This window comes from Erythrobacter sp. MTPC3, assembly GCF_042854385.1.
Classification (GTDB): Bacteria; Pseudomonadota; Alphaproteobacteria; order Sphingomonadales; family Sphingomonadaceae; genus Erythrobacter.
In genome coordinates, this window is the sequence record NZ_BTGP01000006.1 from 138,921 (window position 1) to 155,519 (window position 16,599).

Sequence of the window (16,599 nt, forward strand, 5' to 3'; positions counted from 1 at the left end):
CGCGGGTACATCGAGGCACGATGCCCGCATGAAAAAAGGGGTCGGTCAGGTTCGCCTGGCCGACCTTTTTTACGTCTAGTCGCCGGTGGCCAGTCCTGCCGCGCGTTTGTGCATACGGCCCAGAAACTCGCGAAACGCCGCGCGTTCATCCGGCGCAAAGCCTTCAAACAGCTCCCGCTCTGTCGCAAGCGCCAGCGGCATCACCTCGGCGTGGATGGCGCGGCCATCGCCGGTGAGTTCGAGCAAGTGCGAGCGGCCATCGCGTTCATTGGGGACACGCTGGATCAGCCCGCGCTCCTCCAGCACCTTGCACGCGCGATTGACCGCGACCTTGTCCATCAAGGTAATCCGGGTGAGCGCCTGCTGGGTGCAGGCCGCATTCGCCCCGTCGCCCAGAACGGCCATCACGCGCCATTCCATCACTTTCAGGCCAAACCGTTTGCGATACCGCTCTGCGATCAGGCTGCTGACCGCGTTGGACGCGATGGATAGCTGATACGGGAGAAACCCCGCCAGCCGCCAGTCAGGCTGCGTTTCGAATGTTGCTTCAGCGGCGGTTTCAGGTTCGACAGGGACAGGGTTTGTGCTCATGAAAACCGGTTTCACATGAAACCATCGCGGTTTGCAAGTGCCAGAGCGCCATGCGCCGCGTCATTCGTAGGCGCGGTCTTCCCACCACGGGTAAAAATCGGGCATGTCCTCGCTCACTTTGGCGGGATATTCGGGGCTGCGTTTTTCGAGGAAACTGGCAATGCCTTCTTTCGCGTCCGTGCCGCGCGACAGGCGGTAAATGGCGCGGCTATCGATCTTGTGCGCCTCCATCGGGTGGTCCGCATTCATCAGGCGCCACATCATTGCCCGCGTCATGGCAACCGACACGGCCGAGGTGTTCTGCGCAATCTCGCTCGCCAGTTCGCGGGCCTCGATCATGAGAGCCTGCGGCGAATGAACGGACCGGACCAAACCGCCCTCCTTCGCTTCGGCGGCATTGAACACCCGGCCTGAATAGCACCATTCGAGCGCCTGGCTGATCCCGACAATACGCGGCAGAAACCAGCTGGAGGCGGCTTCGGGTACGATCCCGCGCCGCGCAAATACAAACCCAAAACGCGCCGTCTCGCTTGCCAGCCGGATATCCATCGCCAGCTGCATCGTCGCGCCAACGCCCACCGCGACACCGTTACACGCTGAAATCAGGGGCTTTTTCGATTCAAACAGCCGCAGGGTAAGCAGCCCGCCCCCGTCGCGCACGGTCGGATCGCTCAGATCGTCAACCTCGGCCGGATCGGAAAACACGTGCCCTCCCCCTTCCGGTGTCAGGTCCGCTCCTGCACAAAAGGCGCGCTCTCCAGACCCGGTGAAGATCACCGCGCGCACACTGTCATCGTCGTCGATATCGTCCATAGCCGCCATGATTTCCGCGCCCATCGTGCGGGTATAGGCGTTCATCTTGTCCGGGCGATTGAGCGTGATGGTTGCAATGCCGTCATCTTTTTCGACGAGGATCTGGGTAAATTGCGACATACTTTATCTCCGACAATTCCTGCGTTTTAGAATACATGAAACACTGATCCTGCGATGAAAAGGAATGGTTTGAAAAATTGGTGGCAGAGCGGCAGCGCGGCGCAGGTTTCACCGCCGGAAGAAAAGCGGCAGGCCACAGATGGCTTTCCTGCTCGCCGCAGACTGGTAAGAACAGGAATGCATTTGTCACAAGAGATAGAGCGCGATGCCGATTGGCTCCCGCACCGGATTGACTGGAATGCGGGCACAATCACATTCCTGAAGATTGCCAAAGACGCCTATCTGTCACCGGGATTTCTGGCCGATCATCAACCCGCTGCTGCATCCGATCAGGCCGAGCTGCCGCTTTCCGAACTGGCCGAGCTGGCGCCGGAAACCGGCCCGCTCCATTTCATCTTTCACACCGCATTCTGCCGCTCCACCTTGCTTAGCAAGGCGTTGAATATTCCGGGCGTAAGCGCCGGGCTTAGCGAGCCGGGCATATTCGCGAGCCTGGCAGGCGGCGGCGACAGGGCTTTGCCTTTTGTGAAGCAGGTCGCCCAACTGCTTGCCCGCAAGCGGTCCGGCGGAGAGGCGGTGTTCGTCAAACCTTCCAACCATTCCAACGCTTTGATCCCGCATTTCCTGCAAGCAGTGCCGCAGGCGCGCGCCATATTGATGAGCAATCCGCTGAAAACATTCCTCTCCAGCGTTGCGCGAAAGGGGATGCATGGGCGCCGCTGGGGCCGGAACCTGTTTCTGGAATTACAAGCCTATGCCGGGATGGATTTCGGGATGAACGAACGCGAGCTGTTCTGCATATCCGACATGCAGGCGGCGGGCCTCGCATGGTTTCTCAACCAGAACTATTTCCACGCGCTCACCAAAAGCGCGCTGGGCGAACGGCTGCGGGTGCTCGACGGGGACGAATTCAACCGCCACCGCGCATCCGCAATTAAAGCCACGCTTGATTTCACAGGCACTTCTGCAACCGATGCTCAGATTGACGCCGCGGCAACCGGCCCGGCATTTGCAGCCCACGCCAAACTGGGTGGCGGGTTCAATCGCGATGCCGCCGAGGCCCCCCCCCGCATCAGACAGCGCGATTGCCGAGGACATTGGTCAAGTCGGCGAATGGATCGACCTGGTCATAAAGCAAACAGGCGACGAGCTGCCGCTGAAACAAACGCTGCTTCCTGCGAGCGGCTAATCGCCTTGCATGGTCGCGCACGGCCCTGCATCTTCACACATCAGGAACATATCGAACCATTCGATCAATTCGCGCGAGATGTCGCGCACATTGGCAGGCGAATTGGCAAGCGAATGGTTCTCACCCCAATATCTCAGCAATCGCGCGGTTTTACCCTCTCGGTAAAGCGATGAGTAAAGCGCCTCTGCCTGATCCAGACCTCCGCGAATGTCATGTTCGCCATGGATCAGGAGCAGGGGCGTATTGATTTCACCCGTATAGGTAAGCGGTGAGTTTCGCTGATAAAGCTGCGCATCGGCACCCGGACTGGAGCGCAGGCCGATCACGGCTTCATAGATCTGCGGCGAGGCTGACATGTCCTGTTCGATCCCCGGAAATCCGCGCGCAGTCGGATCGAACGTGCCGTAATCGACCGCAATCTGTGAAAGCCCGGCCAGCCCTGCAGCAGCCGCAAACCGGTTGCTTTGCCCGGTGAGCGCATAAACGGAAAACCCGCCAAAGCTCTGACCAAACACACCGACCCGTGCATTGTCCGTTATGCCGAGCGTGACCAGATGATTGATCGCTGGGATCACGCCATCCCCGACGTGCTTGATCGGCTCACTAGAAGCATCCGATTGCGGGATCGGCATTGACGGGATCACGACAACATAGCCGCGCGAGGCATACAGCTGCATGTTGTAAAATGCGGACATTTGCGGGTCGAAAAAGAAGTTGTCGACGGAACGCGGGCTGTAACCGCCATAAACCCAAAACAGCGTCGGATAGGATTGCTGCGGATCATAATCGGGCGGGAACATCACCGCCATTTGCTGCGCGTTTCCGTGCACATCGGAGTAATCGATCATCCGCCGCTCACTCCATGCAATCTCGGACAGATGATTGTTGAGCCGCATGACAATGGCTGGTTCGCCTGCATCGCCGCGTGCGGAAAACCCTATTTCGGTGCCTTGCCGACCTTCGATCTGCCAGACGGCGCGTTCGCAATTGCGGTCAAGAAGCTGCGCATTTTCAGGCAGAACGATCTCTGTTTCATCTAGGCAGGGCGGCGAAAGCTGAGTTTCAAAGTTGGCGGCGGTCTCCAGCGGTGTCAATTCGCCGGTCCGCGCGTCTACCATCCACTCAGCACTGGTTTGCAGCGATGCATCGGACCGGGCGCGCAGTAAAAAACCGGTGCCGTCTGCGGCCCAGCCTGAAATTGCGAGGGGATATAGCGCAGCAGCACCGGGCGTCACCCAGCGGATCGGTTGTTCATCATCAAGCGTGATTAATCCGAGTGCATTCTCGATGGCAAATTCGCTTCGGATGGGAAGCGGCCTCGTCCGTAAATGCGGCGGGATCGCGCGGCGCGGGGCAAGCACAGCTGCCCTGTTACCGCCGGGTGAAAGCGCGATGGTAAGCGCACCGAACATCGGGAAAGCGGGCACCCGGCCAAGGCTAAGCTGGGCATCGGCAGCAACATCAATGACGACGAGATCGCCGTAATATCGCTGTGACGGATCCGTTTGCAGCGCGGCAGGCGGAGAGCCGCCGCTGTCGGAACGGGATACGGTCGCCGCCTCGCCTGCACGGATCTGATGGCCCTGCTTCGCCGCCTCGGCATAGAACTTGGCATAGCGGTCCACATGAGCAGATTTTTGCCCCGGCGGCATCATCACGGCCAGCAGGCGATCATCGGCTAACCAAAGGAACGGCGCATTCTCATCGTTCTCCCGGCAGACGTTTGCTGAATTTTTCCCGCTGATCCGCAAGTCCATTTCATTGAGCGGGCTGCCATAGCGGGTCTGCGTCATGATCGCCCGCTCATCCGCGCGCTTCAGTACATCGGTTTCGCTGTCCCAGATGTACAGCCGGACATTGTTGCCGCCAAACGGCTCTGCACCTTCGGGATTGGTTGAAAGCATGGCCAGGTACCGGCCATTCGGGCTCCAATACGGACACCAATACCCCGCCCCGCGCGCCCTGCCATTGGTAAGGTTGCGGATCGCGTCTCCTGACGGGGAAACAAGCCAGATGTCATTGCGAGACGGGTCGATTTCATAGGCGTTGCGGCCATAGACTTCGCCCGAACCTGCCGGACGCTGCACCGATATCGCTGTTTTGTTTGAATGCGGGGCGATTGTCGCACGGTCCACCGCGACAATCTGCAACACGTCTTCAATGGTCATCGCTCGCGCATTGGCCTGGGTGGCCGAAATTAAAGCGACGGCGATGGCAAAAATGGGTGCAAGCGCGGCCCAAAGCCGCGTGCGAATTATCGTGATCTGCGACATGGGCTAAAGCATAACCATATCAGGACAGCGATAGCAAAGCTGCCGCAAACCAACTCCGCCGCCCGCGCCGGCTATTCAGGCAGCGCGGACGGCGAGGGTTTTGGTCACATTAACGCGGTGCCATGCGGATTGCGCCGTCGAGACGCACGTCCTCACCGTTGAAATAGCCGGTCTCAATCATGCACATGGCGAGTTTCGCGTATTCTTCCGGCATGCCGAGACGTTTGGGGAACGGGACCGATGCGGCCAGCGCCTCCTTCACCTGCGGCGGTGCGGCGTTCATCAGCGGGGTTTCGAAAATGCCCGGCAGGATGGTGTTGATACGGATACCCTCGCGCATCAGGTCGCGCGCGATTGGCAGGGTCATACCGACAACGCCGCCCTTTGACGCGGAGTATGCAGCCTGGCCCATCTGCCCGTCTTCGGCAGCGACCGAAGCGGTGTTGACCATAGCGCCGCGGGCGCCTTCGTCATTCATCGGGTCGAGCGTCATCATGCCCGCTGCCGATTTCGCGATGCAGCGGAACGTGCCAATCAAGTTCACCTGAATAACAAAGTCGAATGCGCTGATTGGAAAATGCTTGATCTCGCCAGACTGCTTGTCGCGGCTGGCGGTTTTGATCGCGTTGCCGATGCCCGCGCAGTTTACAAGGATGCGCTCTTGCCCGTGGGCTTCGCGGGCCTTTGCAAAACCGGCATCGACATCGTCGTCGCTGGTCACATTGACCTTGCAGAACACGCCGCCGATTTCGGCAGCCATGGCCTCGCCCTTTTCTTCGTTCATGTCGAAGATCGCGACTTTCGCGCCTTTGGCCGCCAGCGCGCGCGCAGTGGCCGCGCCCAGGCCCGATGCGCCGCCGGTGACGACGGCTGGGGTGTTGGCTGAAACTTCCATCTTGGTATTTCCTCTCGAATTAGGGGAGTTGTTCGTTGGTGATTAGAGCGCCTCTACGATGGTCACGTTGGCGACGCCGCCGCCTTCGCACATCGTTTGCAGGCCGTATTTTTTGCCGTGGCGTTTCAGCGCGTGAACCAGCGTCGCCATCAGTTTTGTACCGCTCGCGCCGAGCGGATGGCCCAGCGCAATTGCGCCGCCATGGACGTTGAGACGGTCGGGATCGGCGCCAGTGTGCTTCAGCCACGCCAGCGGAACCGGAGCGAAGGCTTCATTGACTTCGTAAAGGTCGATGTCGTCGATTTTCATGCCCGCACGCTCCAGCGCGCGATCGGTCGCGAACAGCGGCTCTTCCAGCATGATGACCGGATCGCCTGCTGTAACCGTCAGGTTGTGGATGCGCGCCATTGGGGTGAGGTTGTGCCGTTTCAGCGCCTCTTCGCTGACCACAAGGACGGCGGATGACCCGTCGCAAATCTGGCTCGCGCTGGCCGCTGTGATCTTGCCATCGGGCGCCAGCAGTTTGACGCTCGCAATCCCTTCAAGCGTGGCATCGAAACGGATGCCCTCATCAACCGTGTGCATCTCCTCGCCCTCTGGCGTTTCAATCTGCACCGGCACGATCTCATTTTTAAAAGCGCCAGCCTCGGTTGCCTTGATCGCGCGCATGTGGCTTTCAAGCGCAAAGCTATCGAGTTGCTCTTTCGAGAAATTGTGCTTGTCCGCGATCATCTGCGCGCCCATGAACTGGCTGAACTGGACGTTCGGATATTTCTCCATGACGCCGGGCGACATGTAATTGCCCAGCCCTTCCTTCATATGGAGCGTCATGTTGGAACCCATCGGCACGCGCGTCATGCTTTCCACACCGCTGGCGATCACCACGTCCTGCGTCCCGCTCATCACGGCCTGCGCGGCGAACTGGATCGCCTGCTGCGAAGAACCGCACTGCCGGTCAATCGAGACAGCCGGCGTGGATTGCGGCAGCAGTTTCGATGCGAGCACGCCCATACGGCCAACCTGACCTGCCTGTTCGCCCGCCTGACTGACGCAGCCGGTGACTACATCATCGACCGCTTTGGGATCGACGCCGCTGCGTTCGACCACAGCGTCCAGCGATTTTGCAAGCAGATCGACCGGGTGGACACCGGCAAGGCGGCCTCCGCGTTTGCCGCCTGCAGTGCGGACGGCGTCGACGATATAAGCTGTTGGCATCTGGGGGTTCCTCTCTCTCGTGATGCGTTTTTGTTTGCCACGGACTATGGGAGCGCGCGCGTCAAATCAACTGGCGAATTGGCGGTCAGGTGCGGCATTCGCAACTTGCGCACGCCCTTGCCTTGTGATGGGCGCTCTCGCTACGGATGATCTCGCGATGAATAAGCTGTTTGAACTCAACCCCGCGCTGGACCGCGCCGCGCTGGCACAGCGTTTCCGCGAGACCGGACGGGTGCAGGTGCGCGATGTCCTGACACCGGCTACCGCACGCGAAATCCTCACCGTCCTGAGCAAAGCGACGCCGTGGGGCATGGCGACCGGCGCAGGCGACGAAAACCGGCAGAGCTTTCCGGCCGAAAAGATGCGCACGCCGCAAGGGCAGCAAGAAATCAACGCGGCCGCCGTTCAGGCAGAAAAGAACAGCGCGCAAGGCGAATACGGTTTTCGATTTGCTCATTATCCGATCCTTACCGCCATACAGGAACAATGGGCGCCCGGCAGCGCACATGAAATTTTGCTGGAGCACCTCAACGCGCCCGACTTCATGGAGTTCGCGCGGGAGGTGACAGGGATTGATGCGCTGGAGAAAGCGGACGGGCAGGCAACTCTGTTTGCGCCAAACCATTATCTGGGCCGCCATATCGACAGCCATGTGGGTGAAGGCTGGGAGGTCGCCTATGTGCTCAATTTCTCCCCGCCGGACTGGCATCCCGACTGGGGCGGGTATCTGATGTTTCTGGATGATGATGGCGATGTGGTCGAAGGGTTCAGGCCGCGTTTCAATGCGCTGAACCTCTTTAAGGTACCGCAATCGCATCTGGTCAGTTACGTGCCGCCTTTCGCGCCTGTCGGCCGGATGGCGGTGACGGGGTGGCTGCGCTCGCAATGACACCGGCGGTTTCTGCACAGGACGCGGCGCGGGTACACGCAGCCGGAAATGCCGCGCTCAGATCTGGCGATGCGCGGGCCGCTGTAGCGCATTTCGAGACCGCCTCAAAAGCGCAGCCCGCCAATCTGGACTATGCGCTGGACCATGCAATTGCCCTGCAACGAATGCAGCGGCACCTCGACGTGATCGAACTGTTGGCTCCGCGCGAAAAGGCTGGCCGGTCATCGCCCCGTTATGCCAGCACGCGCGCGCTCTCGCACAAATCGCTGGGGCAGATTGCCGATGCTGCCGATTGGTACGACGTTGCCCTGTCGCTTAACGCACGGCACCCGCGCGCCATGCACGGACGCGCGCGGATCGCGCTGGAGCGCGGGGAGGCGGATGCGCTGGCCCGGTTCGATGCTGCCATCGCCGATAATCCCGGTGATGCCGATCTCTGGCTGGGCAAGGCAAACGCGCTGGACGTGTCGGGCGATGCGAAGGGTGCGCTGATGGTCGCGCAGCAGATTGCCGATCAGGCGCCGGGATACCTGCCGGGACAGTTTTTCCTCGCGCAGATGCGGCTGGCTCATGGGGAGGCAGATTTTGCCTCCCATTACGCGAAAGCTGCCGCGCAGCATCCGCAGGACCCAAACATCCCCATGGCGCATTGCGAAGTCCTTGCCGGGCTGGAACGCGCGGCAGAGGCCGCCGATATCGCAGCCGGGGCGCGCACGCGATTTCCGAACATCGAACATTTCGCCTTTCTCGAGGCAGTGCATAGTGGGACTGCTGGCGACTGGGACCGAGCAGAGGCTATTTTTGCCACCTTGCAAATGACCGGCGCGGTGCGACTTCTGCACGAAGCGCGGCACCGACTGCGCGGCGGCGATGCGCAGGCCGCCGATGCGTTGCTCGATCAGTCATTGGCAGAGCGACCGTGGGACATTGCCGCATGGGCGCTGCGCGGGATCGTATGGCGGGTGCTGGATGATCCGCGCGCGCAGTGGCTACACGGGCAGGATGGGCTGGTCCAGTTCCTCCGACTGCGCGGAGCGGACGGCCTGATTGAACGCTGCGTTGATGAGCTTCGCGTGATGCACGAAAATTCGGCCATCCCGCTTGGCCAAAGCCTGCGCGGGGGGACGCAGACGCGGGGCATCCTGTTTCACAATGTCTCCCCCATCATGCAGGAATTGCGCGAGGCGATCCGTGAAACGCTGGAGGATTATCGCAGTGCGCTGCCCGATCACGATGCCGCACATCCGCTGCTAAGGCATCGCAGCGCCGTGTGGAAATTTGCTGGATCGTGGTCCGTACGGCTGACCGGAGGCGGCGACTTTCACACCTCGCACATTCACCCGTTGGGCGTGATTTCGTCTGCCCTTTACCTTGTCGTGCCGCAGGATAGCTCGGAAGAGACCGAGCGGCCCGGATGGCTGGAAATCGGGCGTCCTCCGCCTGATCTGGGACTGGATCTGGAGCCGCTGCAAACCATCCAGCCACGCGCCGGGCATCTGGCTCTGTTCCCCAGCACGCTTTATCACGGGACGACCCCTTTTACCTCGGCAGAGCGCATGACGACCGCGTTCGATGTCGTGAGCCACGGAAGACCTTCAGAACTATGAGCACGCCGAATTCGCAGGACCCATGGGGTGACTTTTGGGCGCTGAATGCGCGCGGCAACACCAGCGGCGAAGGCGGCGGATGCCTGCCGCAACGATGGGCGGCCATCGAAACCGCGCAGCGCAATACGTGGCAACGCTTTGCCGCTGAACTTCCAAAGGACGCGCGGGTTATCGATCTGGCGACGGGCGACGGGCGTGTGCTCAACTGGATGCGGCAGGTGCGACCCGATCTGGTTTTAACTGGCATCGACCTTTCGCCATCTCTGCCCCCCGCCCCAGCAGGCACCGAAACCCGCAGCGGTATTCCTATGGAGGACCTACCGTTCGGCGATGCGAGCTTTGATGCGGTGGTTAGTCAGTTTGGGTTTGAATACGGCAACACTGCCAAGGTCACGGCGGAAATCCGGCGCGTCCTGAAACCCGGCGGCAAAATCGGCCTGATCATGCACCGCGGGGATGGCCCCATTCTGGAGCACAACCAGCAAAGACGCAAAGAGCTGCTATGGGCGCTTAAGGACAAGGCGGTGGCCAAGAAAACGCGCGTCGCGCTTAAAAAAGGGCCGCAGGGGATCGATTGGAGCGCCAATTACGCGGGCAAGATTGCGCAGCAGGGCGCGGAGAAATTCGGCCAGAAATCACCCGCTTGGGAAATCCCCGAAGCTGTCCGTCGCACCTGCCTCATGGGGCGCGCATCCGGCGTGGGATCGATTGTGGAGACGATCGCCACAATCGAAGGGCACGCGAAAAACGAGCTTGGCCGGATCAGCTCGCTCGCCAGTGCGTGCACCAACGCTGACAAGCGTGATGCGATCGAACAGTCATTCGCGAAACACGAGATTACCAGCGAAGAAATCAAGCCGCTGCGTGAACCTGCCGGACGCGAATTCGCCGATTTCCGCCAGTTCACAGGCTAATCGGTCCCGCACCCGCACAGGGTGGCCAAACACAAAGGAAAAGGGCGCTGAACCGTGATGGTCCAGCGCCCTTTTCCTTTTGGTATCCCCGGCACGAGGCCGGGGACGCCGTTGTCCGATTAGAAGCGGAACTGTGCCGAGACGAAGAAGTCACGGCCGAGCACGTCGAACGTGCTCGGGAAGGTGTTGGCCTGCTGCGAGTTGTCATCACCAACCAGGATCGAGTTGGTGTCGTTCACCACAACACCGTTTTCGAAGATCGGTGTGTCAGGCAGAGTGTCGAACAGGTTGTTCACACCGGCTGTGATGGTGAAGTTCTCGGAAGCATCGAACGACAATGTCAGATCGATCAGGTCGTATGCACTGATCCGCTCAACACGGTCACCATCGATGGTATCATCGTCGGTGGCCGACAGGTGACGCCAACGGGTCGAGAAGGTCATTGGACCATCGATGTAGCTTGCGCGCGTGAACCACTTGAACGACGCCTGCGGATCACCGCAAGTGAGGCCGAAACGACCTGCACAACGGTCAACAATGCTCGGATCGTTCGGATCAGAGAATGTGTCGTTCACGTCGGTCCATGTTCCGAGGAAGTTCAAATCAAGAGCCGCATCACCTTCACCCATAAGGGAGAAGCCGACATCGGTCCGGTAGTTCACTTCAAGGTCAATACCCGACGTCTTCAGCTCACCGATGTTCGCATCGCCCTGCGTCGGCAGAACATCGCGACCAAACGCACCCTGTTGATCACGTGTGCCAATGAACGGCTGACAGCTGAGGCTGCTCAGATCCTGAGCCACGTTGAAGCAATTGTCCAAGGATGTCTGGAACGGCAGCGTAACGATGGCGTCTTCGATCGTGATGTTGAAGTAATCGGCCGTTAGAGTCAGACCAGGGATAAAGCTGGGCTGAAGCACCACACCGACGGTGTAGCTGTCAGACGTTTCTTCGAACAGGTTGGGGTTACCACCAAGCGATGTTGCAATCTGCGCGTCTGGCTGAACCACCTCGTTGCGATTCACTGTCGGGCTGGTTTCGATGCCGATGTTAGCAGCGGGAACGCCGTTTGCAATACAAGTAGCGAGAGTGCCGCCAGTTGGTGTGTTTGCGCCAATTCCCGCACACGGATCGTTAGCGGTCGGGAAGTTGTTAGCTGCACCTGCGAAAAGCTCGTCAACGTTAGGCGCACGAATTGCGCGCTGGTACTGTGCACGGAAAGTGATGTCACGGATCGGCTGGAACTGAACGCCACCCGCATAAGTGAAAGCACCGCCAACAGCGTCAAGCGAGTAATCCGAATAACGCGCAGCGCCGTTCAGTTCGAAACGCATACCGCCTTCGGTTTCATACGGCAGGTTAAGCTCGCCGAACACTTCATTAACGTTGTAGCCGCCTTCTGTTGGCAGACCAGCGTTGAAGCCGGCAACGTCACCCGATGCGAGAAATTCATCGGGCAGGAACTGCGATGACACCAGACGGCGCTCGACACCGACAGCAAAACCAACAGGCTCTGCAGCGCCAAGAGCGAAGTCACCAAAGGTACCGGAAACGACACCAGAAATGACCTGCAAGGTAGAGATATCGCCATTCTGCGCCTGAATGCGGAATACATCGACATCATCATCCGAAAGCGTGTCGCGGCCGAAGATGTTGATCTGATCATCGCCGGTTCCGTTAACAGCCGCCGTGAAACGCGAAACAGACGCGTTACCCTGCTGGATGTTGGAGTTACGAGTGCGCGCAAACAGATAGTATGCGTCGTAGTTCAGGTAATCGGTGATACCACCACGAGCACCGGCGACGACGCGGAATGCTGCGCGCTCATCGAGGTTGCGGCGGCCGCCTGCTTCTTGAAGGCGGCGACGGATTTGAACATCGACCTGGCCGTTGTCCGCATCAGCACCGGTTTCCGAAGCATCGAGCTGGCGAAGCTGAGCTTCGGTCGCTGCATCGATGAAGCCGTTTGAGACGAGCGAATCAATGTCGAGGAAGGTGTTCACGAGGATCGGCGTAGGCGCCAGTTCCGAATCGACACGGTTGTTTGCGTACGAGACTTCGCCGTAAGCTTCAAAGCCTTCGCTGATCTCGTAGCTGGCGTTACCGCCGAGGAGATAACGTTCCTGAGGAAGCTGCAGGTAGTTCACCGGAGCATAGTTGTAGAGATCGCGCGGTGTTTCATACGCGCGCAGCGAGCCCGGCGTGCCGAAGATAGCGAGGTTGTTGTTCGCTTCGAAAGCAGTTCCGGTTACGTCGCCATCACCCTGGTAGGTAAGACGCGTCTCGGGCGGAAGCGAAGAGCCACCTGGAGTGAAGGGATCACCCGCGAGAACGAATTCGGAGAACCCGCGGTCGCCCTGGAAGATGTCTTCACGATTGAAGTATTCACCGTAAACAGTGACGTTGCCGCGGCCATCTGCGAAATCGGAACCGATGGCGCCATGGACCTGATAACGGGTGCCGTCACCACGCTCGGTGATCGAGTATTGACCACCAAGTTCGACGCCGACAACTTCTTTCATACGGAAGTTGACGACACCGGCCAGGGCATCGGAACCATAAACAGCAGAAGCACCGCCGGTCACAACGTCAACCGATTCCAGCAGGAAGTTTGGAATGGTGTTGAGATCGACAGTCTGGTTCGTATCGAAGAATTTCCATCGACGACCGTTGACGAGGACCAAGGTCCGTGTCGAACCCAGACCGCGCAGGTTCAGCGACGCAGTGCCGTTACCTGGGTTGTTCGAGAACGAAGTCGTGCCCGGAACAACCTGTGGGAGGGTGTTGATCACGTTTTCAACGTTGACCGTGCCCGAAAGCTGAAATTCTTCAGCGCCCACGACAGCAACCGGAGCGGCGGTGTCGACATTGCGGCGCTGAATGCGCGAGCCAGTTACGACGATGAAGTTATCGTCTTCGGCCGCTGCGGCACCGGATTCAACGGTTACGACTTCGTCGTTTGCGTCCTGTGCGTATGCGGGCGTTGCGACCATGGCGCCTGCCATAATCGTTCCGCACAGCAGACTGCCTTTGCTAAAACGGTTCAATGTAATTCCCCTTGGATGTGCCGACCAAACCGGTCGGCAATTCACGTATTGTCGCAAGCACTTGCTCGGATTGGGCAGTCATATGACAGCGCAAACCACGTTCGCAATCTCGCTTTGGATTACTCATAAAGGTTGATTTCGAAGTGTGACATTCACGCTACACCCCCGCAATCTCAGGGTTTCCCTTGCCTGGACCAGCGAGTAATCATGTTATCCAGCACCGCACCGGTTTGCTCTGTCCGATGTTTATCAAGGGAATATCATGCGCATTTCGACCTTCGCTTTCATTACGGGCAAAACACTTGCAATGTTGCTGGCTGCCGGATTGGCAGCGGGTGCAGCCAACGCGCAATCGGCGGATGACGCCGACAAGGATGAAACACTGGACGGGCTGAAAGCCTGCCAATTGATCGCCGACGATGCAGAGCGGCTTGCATGTTTTGACCTCGCCGTCGGCACAATCGTAACCGCCGCTGATACCGGCGATATCCGTGTGGTCGACCGCGAAGAAGCACGCGAAACCCGCCGCAGCCTGTTCGGGTTCAACCTGCCCGATCTTGGCATTTTTGGGGGCGGTGATGACGAGGAAGAAAAAGACGAGCTGTTCGAGACGACAATCACGAGCGCCCGCTATCTCTCGTCAAAGACCGTCCGTTTCACCACTGCCGAAGGGGCAGTCTGGGAAATGAAGAACCTGCCGCGCCGCCTGCGCACGATCAAATCCGGCGATACCGCGATCTTCAAAGAGGCATCGCTCGGCACCTACTTTGTCCGTATCAACGGCCAGTTGGGTGTTCGGGGTCGGCGCATTCAGTAAGGCTGTTTTTGCCGCCGTGACGGCGCCAGCCATTTTTGCCAGCGCCCACCACCATGAACGAAAAAGGCCCGGTCACAGAGGACCGGGCCTTTTTGTTTGGCAATGCCGATTGCGCAGGATCCTTTTTACAGGCCGCCCGGACCGCAATCATTGGCAAGATAATCGAGCATTTTGGTATAGAACTGCTGCTGGTGGTTGAACATCAACGTGTTGCTCGTGTGATCGGCCCCCTTGAGAGTGACAAACTCACCGGTCTTACCTGCAGCTTCGAATGCCTTTTTGTAGTCTTCGAAGTGGTAATAGAGCACGCGCGCATCATAGTCGCCGTGGACCATAAGAAGCGGAATGTTGACCTTCTCCACTTCGTTATAGGGATGCGATCCCGTCACTGCACCGCGCGTCCAGAACCAGTCTGCAATGGCTTTCGGCGTCCGTGAATTGATCACGTCGCGCGCCCAAACATCCGCACGGGATACGGCGGCACCGGCAATTGCGCACTGATAGATATTATCTTCGCGCGCAGCCGCTACCAGAGCAGCGTATCCGCCGTAAGACCAACCAAACATCGCAATCCGGTCTGGATCGACCAGCCCCTGCTCTACCAGATAGAGAGCGCCGTCATCCTTATCGTCCTGCATCGCCCCGCCATGCTCGTCATAAGCGGCGTCGAAATGCTTGGCTCCCCAACCAACCGTTTGGCGGTAGCCAGGCTGAAGCACCATGTAACCGGCGTCGGCCAGCAGCTGGCCCCATTCGTCATAGCCGACAACTTCTGGGACAGCGGGGCCGCCATGCGGCATGACGACCAGAGGGAACGGTCCTTCGCCCTGTGGCTTCGTGACATAACCCGGGATCATCATTCCGTCGCGCGCAGGATAGCGGATGAATTCGACATCAGCGAGGCGTTCTTGGTTCAGCAGAGGGTTGCTGCTGCCGAGTTTCGCCAGCTTTCCGTCCTGAACAAGCCAGAACGAACCTGGATCTTTCGGTCCGGTATTGCGCACAACCATCCGGCTGCCATCGTATGAGCGGCTGGAAATGGTGACCTGATGCGCATACGGGATCTGCTGCTCGAGCGCTTCGTAAAGAGCCTTTTCCTCTTCGTCGAAATAGTGACGCTCAAGCTTCGCACCGGGATAGAATGCGAATGCAAGCTTGTCATTACCGGGAACGGAATGCGTCCCGATACCCATTACATCGGCGTTTTCGGCGGCGAAAAGCTTTTCGCCAAACTGACCGGTCTTTACGTTGAATTCCCACAACGCTGCCTTGTCATCGCCATTACGGGCATCGATGATGTAAGCGATATCGGGATTCTCGGCGCTGAAGCCCTGAAAACCCTGAAAACCGCCGAGCATCCGGTAAAGGTTCTCTTTCTTGTCCTGATCGATTGTGTCGCCAAACTGGGTCCACGAACTTTCGCCGGGCTGGCGATAATAGAACTTGATCGTGTTATCGGAATCGATGCCCGTCGCAAAACGAGGGTTGCCCTTGTTATCGAATGAGACCTCCGCGTATTTGCGGGTGCCGCGCACAACCAGCTCTTGCGCGCCGTTTGTAAGGTCGAGCTTGTAATAGGAACGCGGGCGAAACGCAGCATTCGGATCATTGCCGACACCGTCGCCGACAGCGGCACCTTGCGCGATAAGCACGTGGTTCGGTTCATCAGGAAGCCGGTTCACAACCTGCATATTGCCTTCGATCTGGTCGAATTTGTTCGCGTCAAGATCGTAGAAATAAGTGGCAAAGTTGCGCACGTTGCCTTCTTGGCGGCGTACGCTCTTGCGCTTTACCTCCCAGGCGCTGCCGAGAATGATATTATCGCTAACCCATTGCGCGCTGGTGATTTCCATCGGATCGGCGGCAAGCGTGCGGAACGGCGTGCTCAGATCGTCGGTTTTGAAAATCTGGAGCAGGTAATCTCCTTCACGGCTTGGGCTGATATGCACAAGCAGGTGCTTACCGTCCGGCGAAATCTGAACGGTTCTGACGACATCACGCAATGCCCAGACATCGACAGGCACGCTTGCCTGCGCCTGTGTTTCGGTGGGGGCGGCTACTGTGAGACCCAGTGCCGAAACGCCAACCAGCGCGGCCATCATTGGGGCTTTCATAAATTTCATTTCAGGAATCTTCCCAAGCTAGAATGATTGAGTGTTCGAAATTGCAGCCTGGCCTCCCGTCCAGCGGCATGAACACTTGAATTAAATCAAAAAAGCGGCCCCTCGA

At 59.0% G+C, this 16,599-nt stretch carries 11 protein-coding genes; 4 read left to right on the top strand and 7 right to left on the bottom strand.

All coding sequences use genetic code 11. The features are described from left to right. Positions 1-75: 75 nt before the first annotated feature. The 5 genes from ACGHU1_RS10025 to ACGHU1_RS10045 form a co-directional block, all read right to left on the bottom strand. Positions 76-591, bottom strand: a complete 516-nt coding sequence (locus tag ACGHU1_RS10025; protein ID WP_390586424.1) for a MarR family winged helix-turn-helix transcriptional regulator — start codon at positions 589-591, stop codon at positions 76-78. Positions 592-651: 60 nt separating this feature from the next. Continuing rightward, entirely contained in the window at positions 652-1,524 is an 873-nt protein-coding gene (locus tag ACGHU1_RS10030; protein WP_390586426.1) for a crotonase/enoyl-CoA hydratase family protein, read from the bottom strand. A 1,185-nt stretch (positions 1,525-2,709) separates the two neighbouring features. Continuing rightward, complete coding sequence (locus ACGHU1_RS10035; protein ID WP_390586430.1) at positions 2,710-4,881, bottom strand: S9 family peptidase; 2,172 nt, start codon at positions 4,879-4,881, stop codon at positions 2,710-2,712. Between the two features lie 214 nt (positions 4,882-5,095). Continuing rightward, positions 5,096-5,881 carry an SDR family NAD(P)-dependent oxidoreductase gene (locus ACGHU1_RS10040; RefSeq protein WP_390586431.1) on the bottom strand — a complete coding sequence of 262 codons (786 nt, stop codon included), beginning with the start codon at positions 5,879-5,881 and terminating at the stop codon, positions 5,096-5,098. A gap of 42 nt (positions 5,882-5,923) precedes the next feature. After that, a complete protein-coding gene (locus tag ACGHU1_RS10045; RefSeq protein WP_390586433.1) occupies positions 5,924-7,096 on the bottom strand; it encodes an acetyl-CoA C-acetyltransferase in 1,173 nt (390 codons plus the stop codon). 157 nt (positions 7,097-7,253) lie between these two features. Here ACGHU1_RS10045 and ACGHU1_RS10050 point away from each other — a divergent pair, with 157 nt between their 5' ends. Genes ACGHU1_RS10050 through ACGHU1_RS10060 form a run of 3 tightly spaced genes read left to right on the top strand, consistent with a single transcriptional unit; the run spans position 7,254 to position 10,506 of the window. Then, positions 7,254-7,985: a 2OG-Fe(II) oxygenase gene (locus ACGHU1_RS10050; protein WP_390586435.1), complete on the top strand. Its 732-nt coding sequence runs from the start codon at positions 7,254-7,256 to the stop codon at positions 7,983-7,985. Next, complete coding sequence (locus ACGHU1_RS10055; protein ID WP_390586436.1) at positions 7,967-9,592, top strand: putative 2OG-Fe(II) oxygenase; 1,626 nt, start codon at positions 7,967-7,969, stop codon at positions 9,590-9,592. Before ACGHU1_RS10050 ends, ACGHU1_RS10055 begins: the two co-directional genes overlap by 19 nt. Further along, positions 9,589-10,506 (top strand): class I SAM-dependent methyltransferase, encoded by a 918-nt coding sequence (locus ACGHU1_RS10060; RefSeq protein WP_390586438.1) that lies wholly within the window; start codon positions 9,589-9,591, stop codon positions 10,504-10,506. Before ACGHU1_RS10055 ends, ACGHU1_RS10060 begins: the two co-directional genes overlap by 4 nt. 119 nt (positions 10,507-10,625) lie before the next feature. Here the strand turns inward: ACGHU1_RS10060 and ACGHU1_RS10065 are convergent, their stop codons facing one another. Next, complete coding sequence (locus ACGHU1_RS10065) at positions 10,626-13,511, bottom strand: TonB-dependent receptor domain-containing protein (protein WP_390586439.1); 2,886 nt, start codon at positions 13,509-13,511, stop codon at positions 10,626-10,628. 304 nt (positions 13,512-13,815) lie between these two features. Between ACGHU1_RS10065 and ACGHU1_RS10070 the strand changes: the two genes are divergently transcribed. Then, positions 13,816-14,370 carry a hypothetical protein gene (locus tag ACGHU1_RS10070; RefSeq protein ID WP_390586441.1) on the top strand — a complete coding sequence of 185 codons (555 nt, stop codon included), beginning with the start codon at positions 13,816-13,818 and terminating at the stop codon, positions 14,368-14,370. Positions 14,371-14,495: 125 nt separating this feature from the next. Here the strand turns inward: ACGHU1_RS10070 and ACGHU1_RS10075 are convergent, their stop codons facing one another. Then, positions 14,496-16,493, bottom strand: a complete 1,998-nt coding sequence (locus ACGHU1_RS10075) for an alpha/beta hydrolase family protein (protein WP_390586442.1) — start codon at positions 16,491-16,493, stop codon at positions 14,496-14,498. Positions 16,494-16,599: the final 106 nt, after the last annotated feature.

Excerpts from the sequence above, each read along its gene's own strand:
- ACGHU1_RS10060 (WP_390586438.1), top strand. The coding sequence starts at position 9,589 with ATGAGCACGCCGAATTCGCAGGACCCATGGGGTGACTTTTGGGCGCTG.
- ACGHU1_RS10050 (WP_390586435.1), top strand. The coding sequence starts at position 7,254 with ATGAATAAGCTGTTTGAACTCAACCCCGCGCTGGACCGCGCCGCGCTG.
- ACGHU1_RS10045 (WP_390586433.1), bottom strand. The coding sequence starts at position 7,096 with ATGCCAACAGCTTATATCGTCGACGCCGTCCGCACTGCAGGCGGCAAA.
- ACGHU1_RS10040 (WP_390586431.1), bottom strand. The coding sequence starts at position 5,881 with ATGGAAGTTTCAGCCAACACCCCAGCCGTCGTCACCGGCGGCGCATCG.
- ACGHU1_RS10065 (WP_390586439.1), bottom strand. The coding sequence starts at position 13,511 with ATGGCAGGCGCCATGGTCGCAACGCCCGCATACGCACAGGACGCAAAC.
- ACGHU1_RS10030 (WP_390586426.1), bottom strand. The coding sequence starts at position 1,524 with ATGTCGCAATTTACCCAGATCCTCGTCGAAAAAGATGACGGCATTGCA.
- ACGHU1_RS10035 (WP_390586430.1), bottom strand. The coding sequence starts at position 4,881 with ATGACCATTGAAGACGTGTTGCAGATTGTCGCGGTGGACCGTGCGACA.
- ACGHU1_RS10075 (WP_390586442.1), bottom strand. The coding sequence starts at position 16,493 with ATGAAATTTATGAAAGCCCCAATGATGGCCGCGCTGGTTGGCGTTTCG.
- ACGHU1_RS10070 (WP_390586441.1), top strand. The coding sequence starts at position 13,816 with ATGCGCATTTCGACCTTCGCTTTCATTACGGGCAAAACACTTGCAATG.
- ACGHU1_RS10025 (WP_390586424.1), bottom strand. The coding sequence starts at position 591 with ATGAGCACAAACCCTGTCCCTGTCGAACCTGAAACCGCCGCTGAAGCA.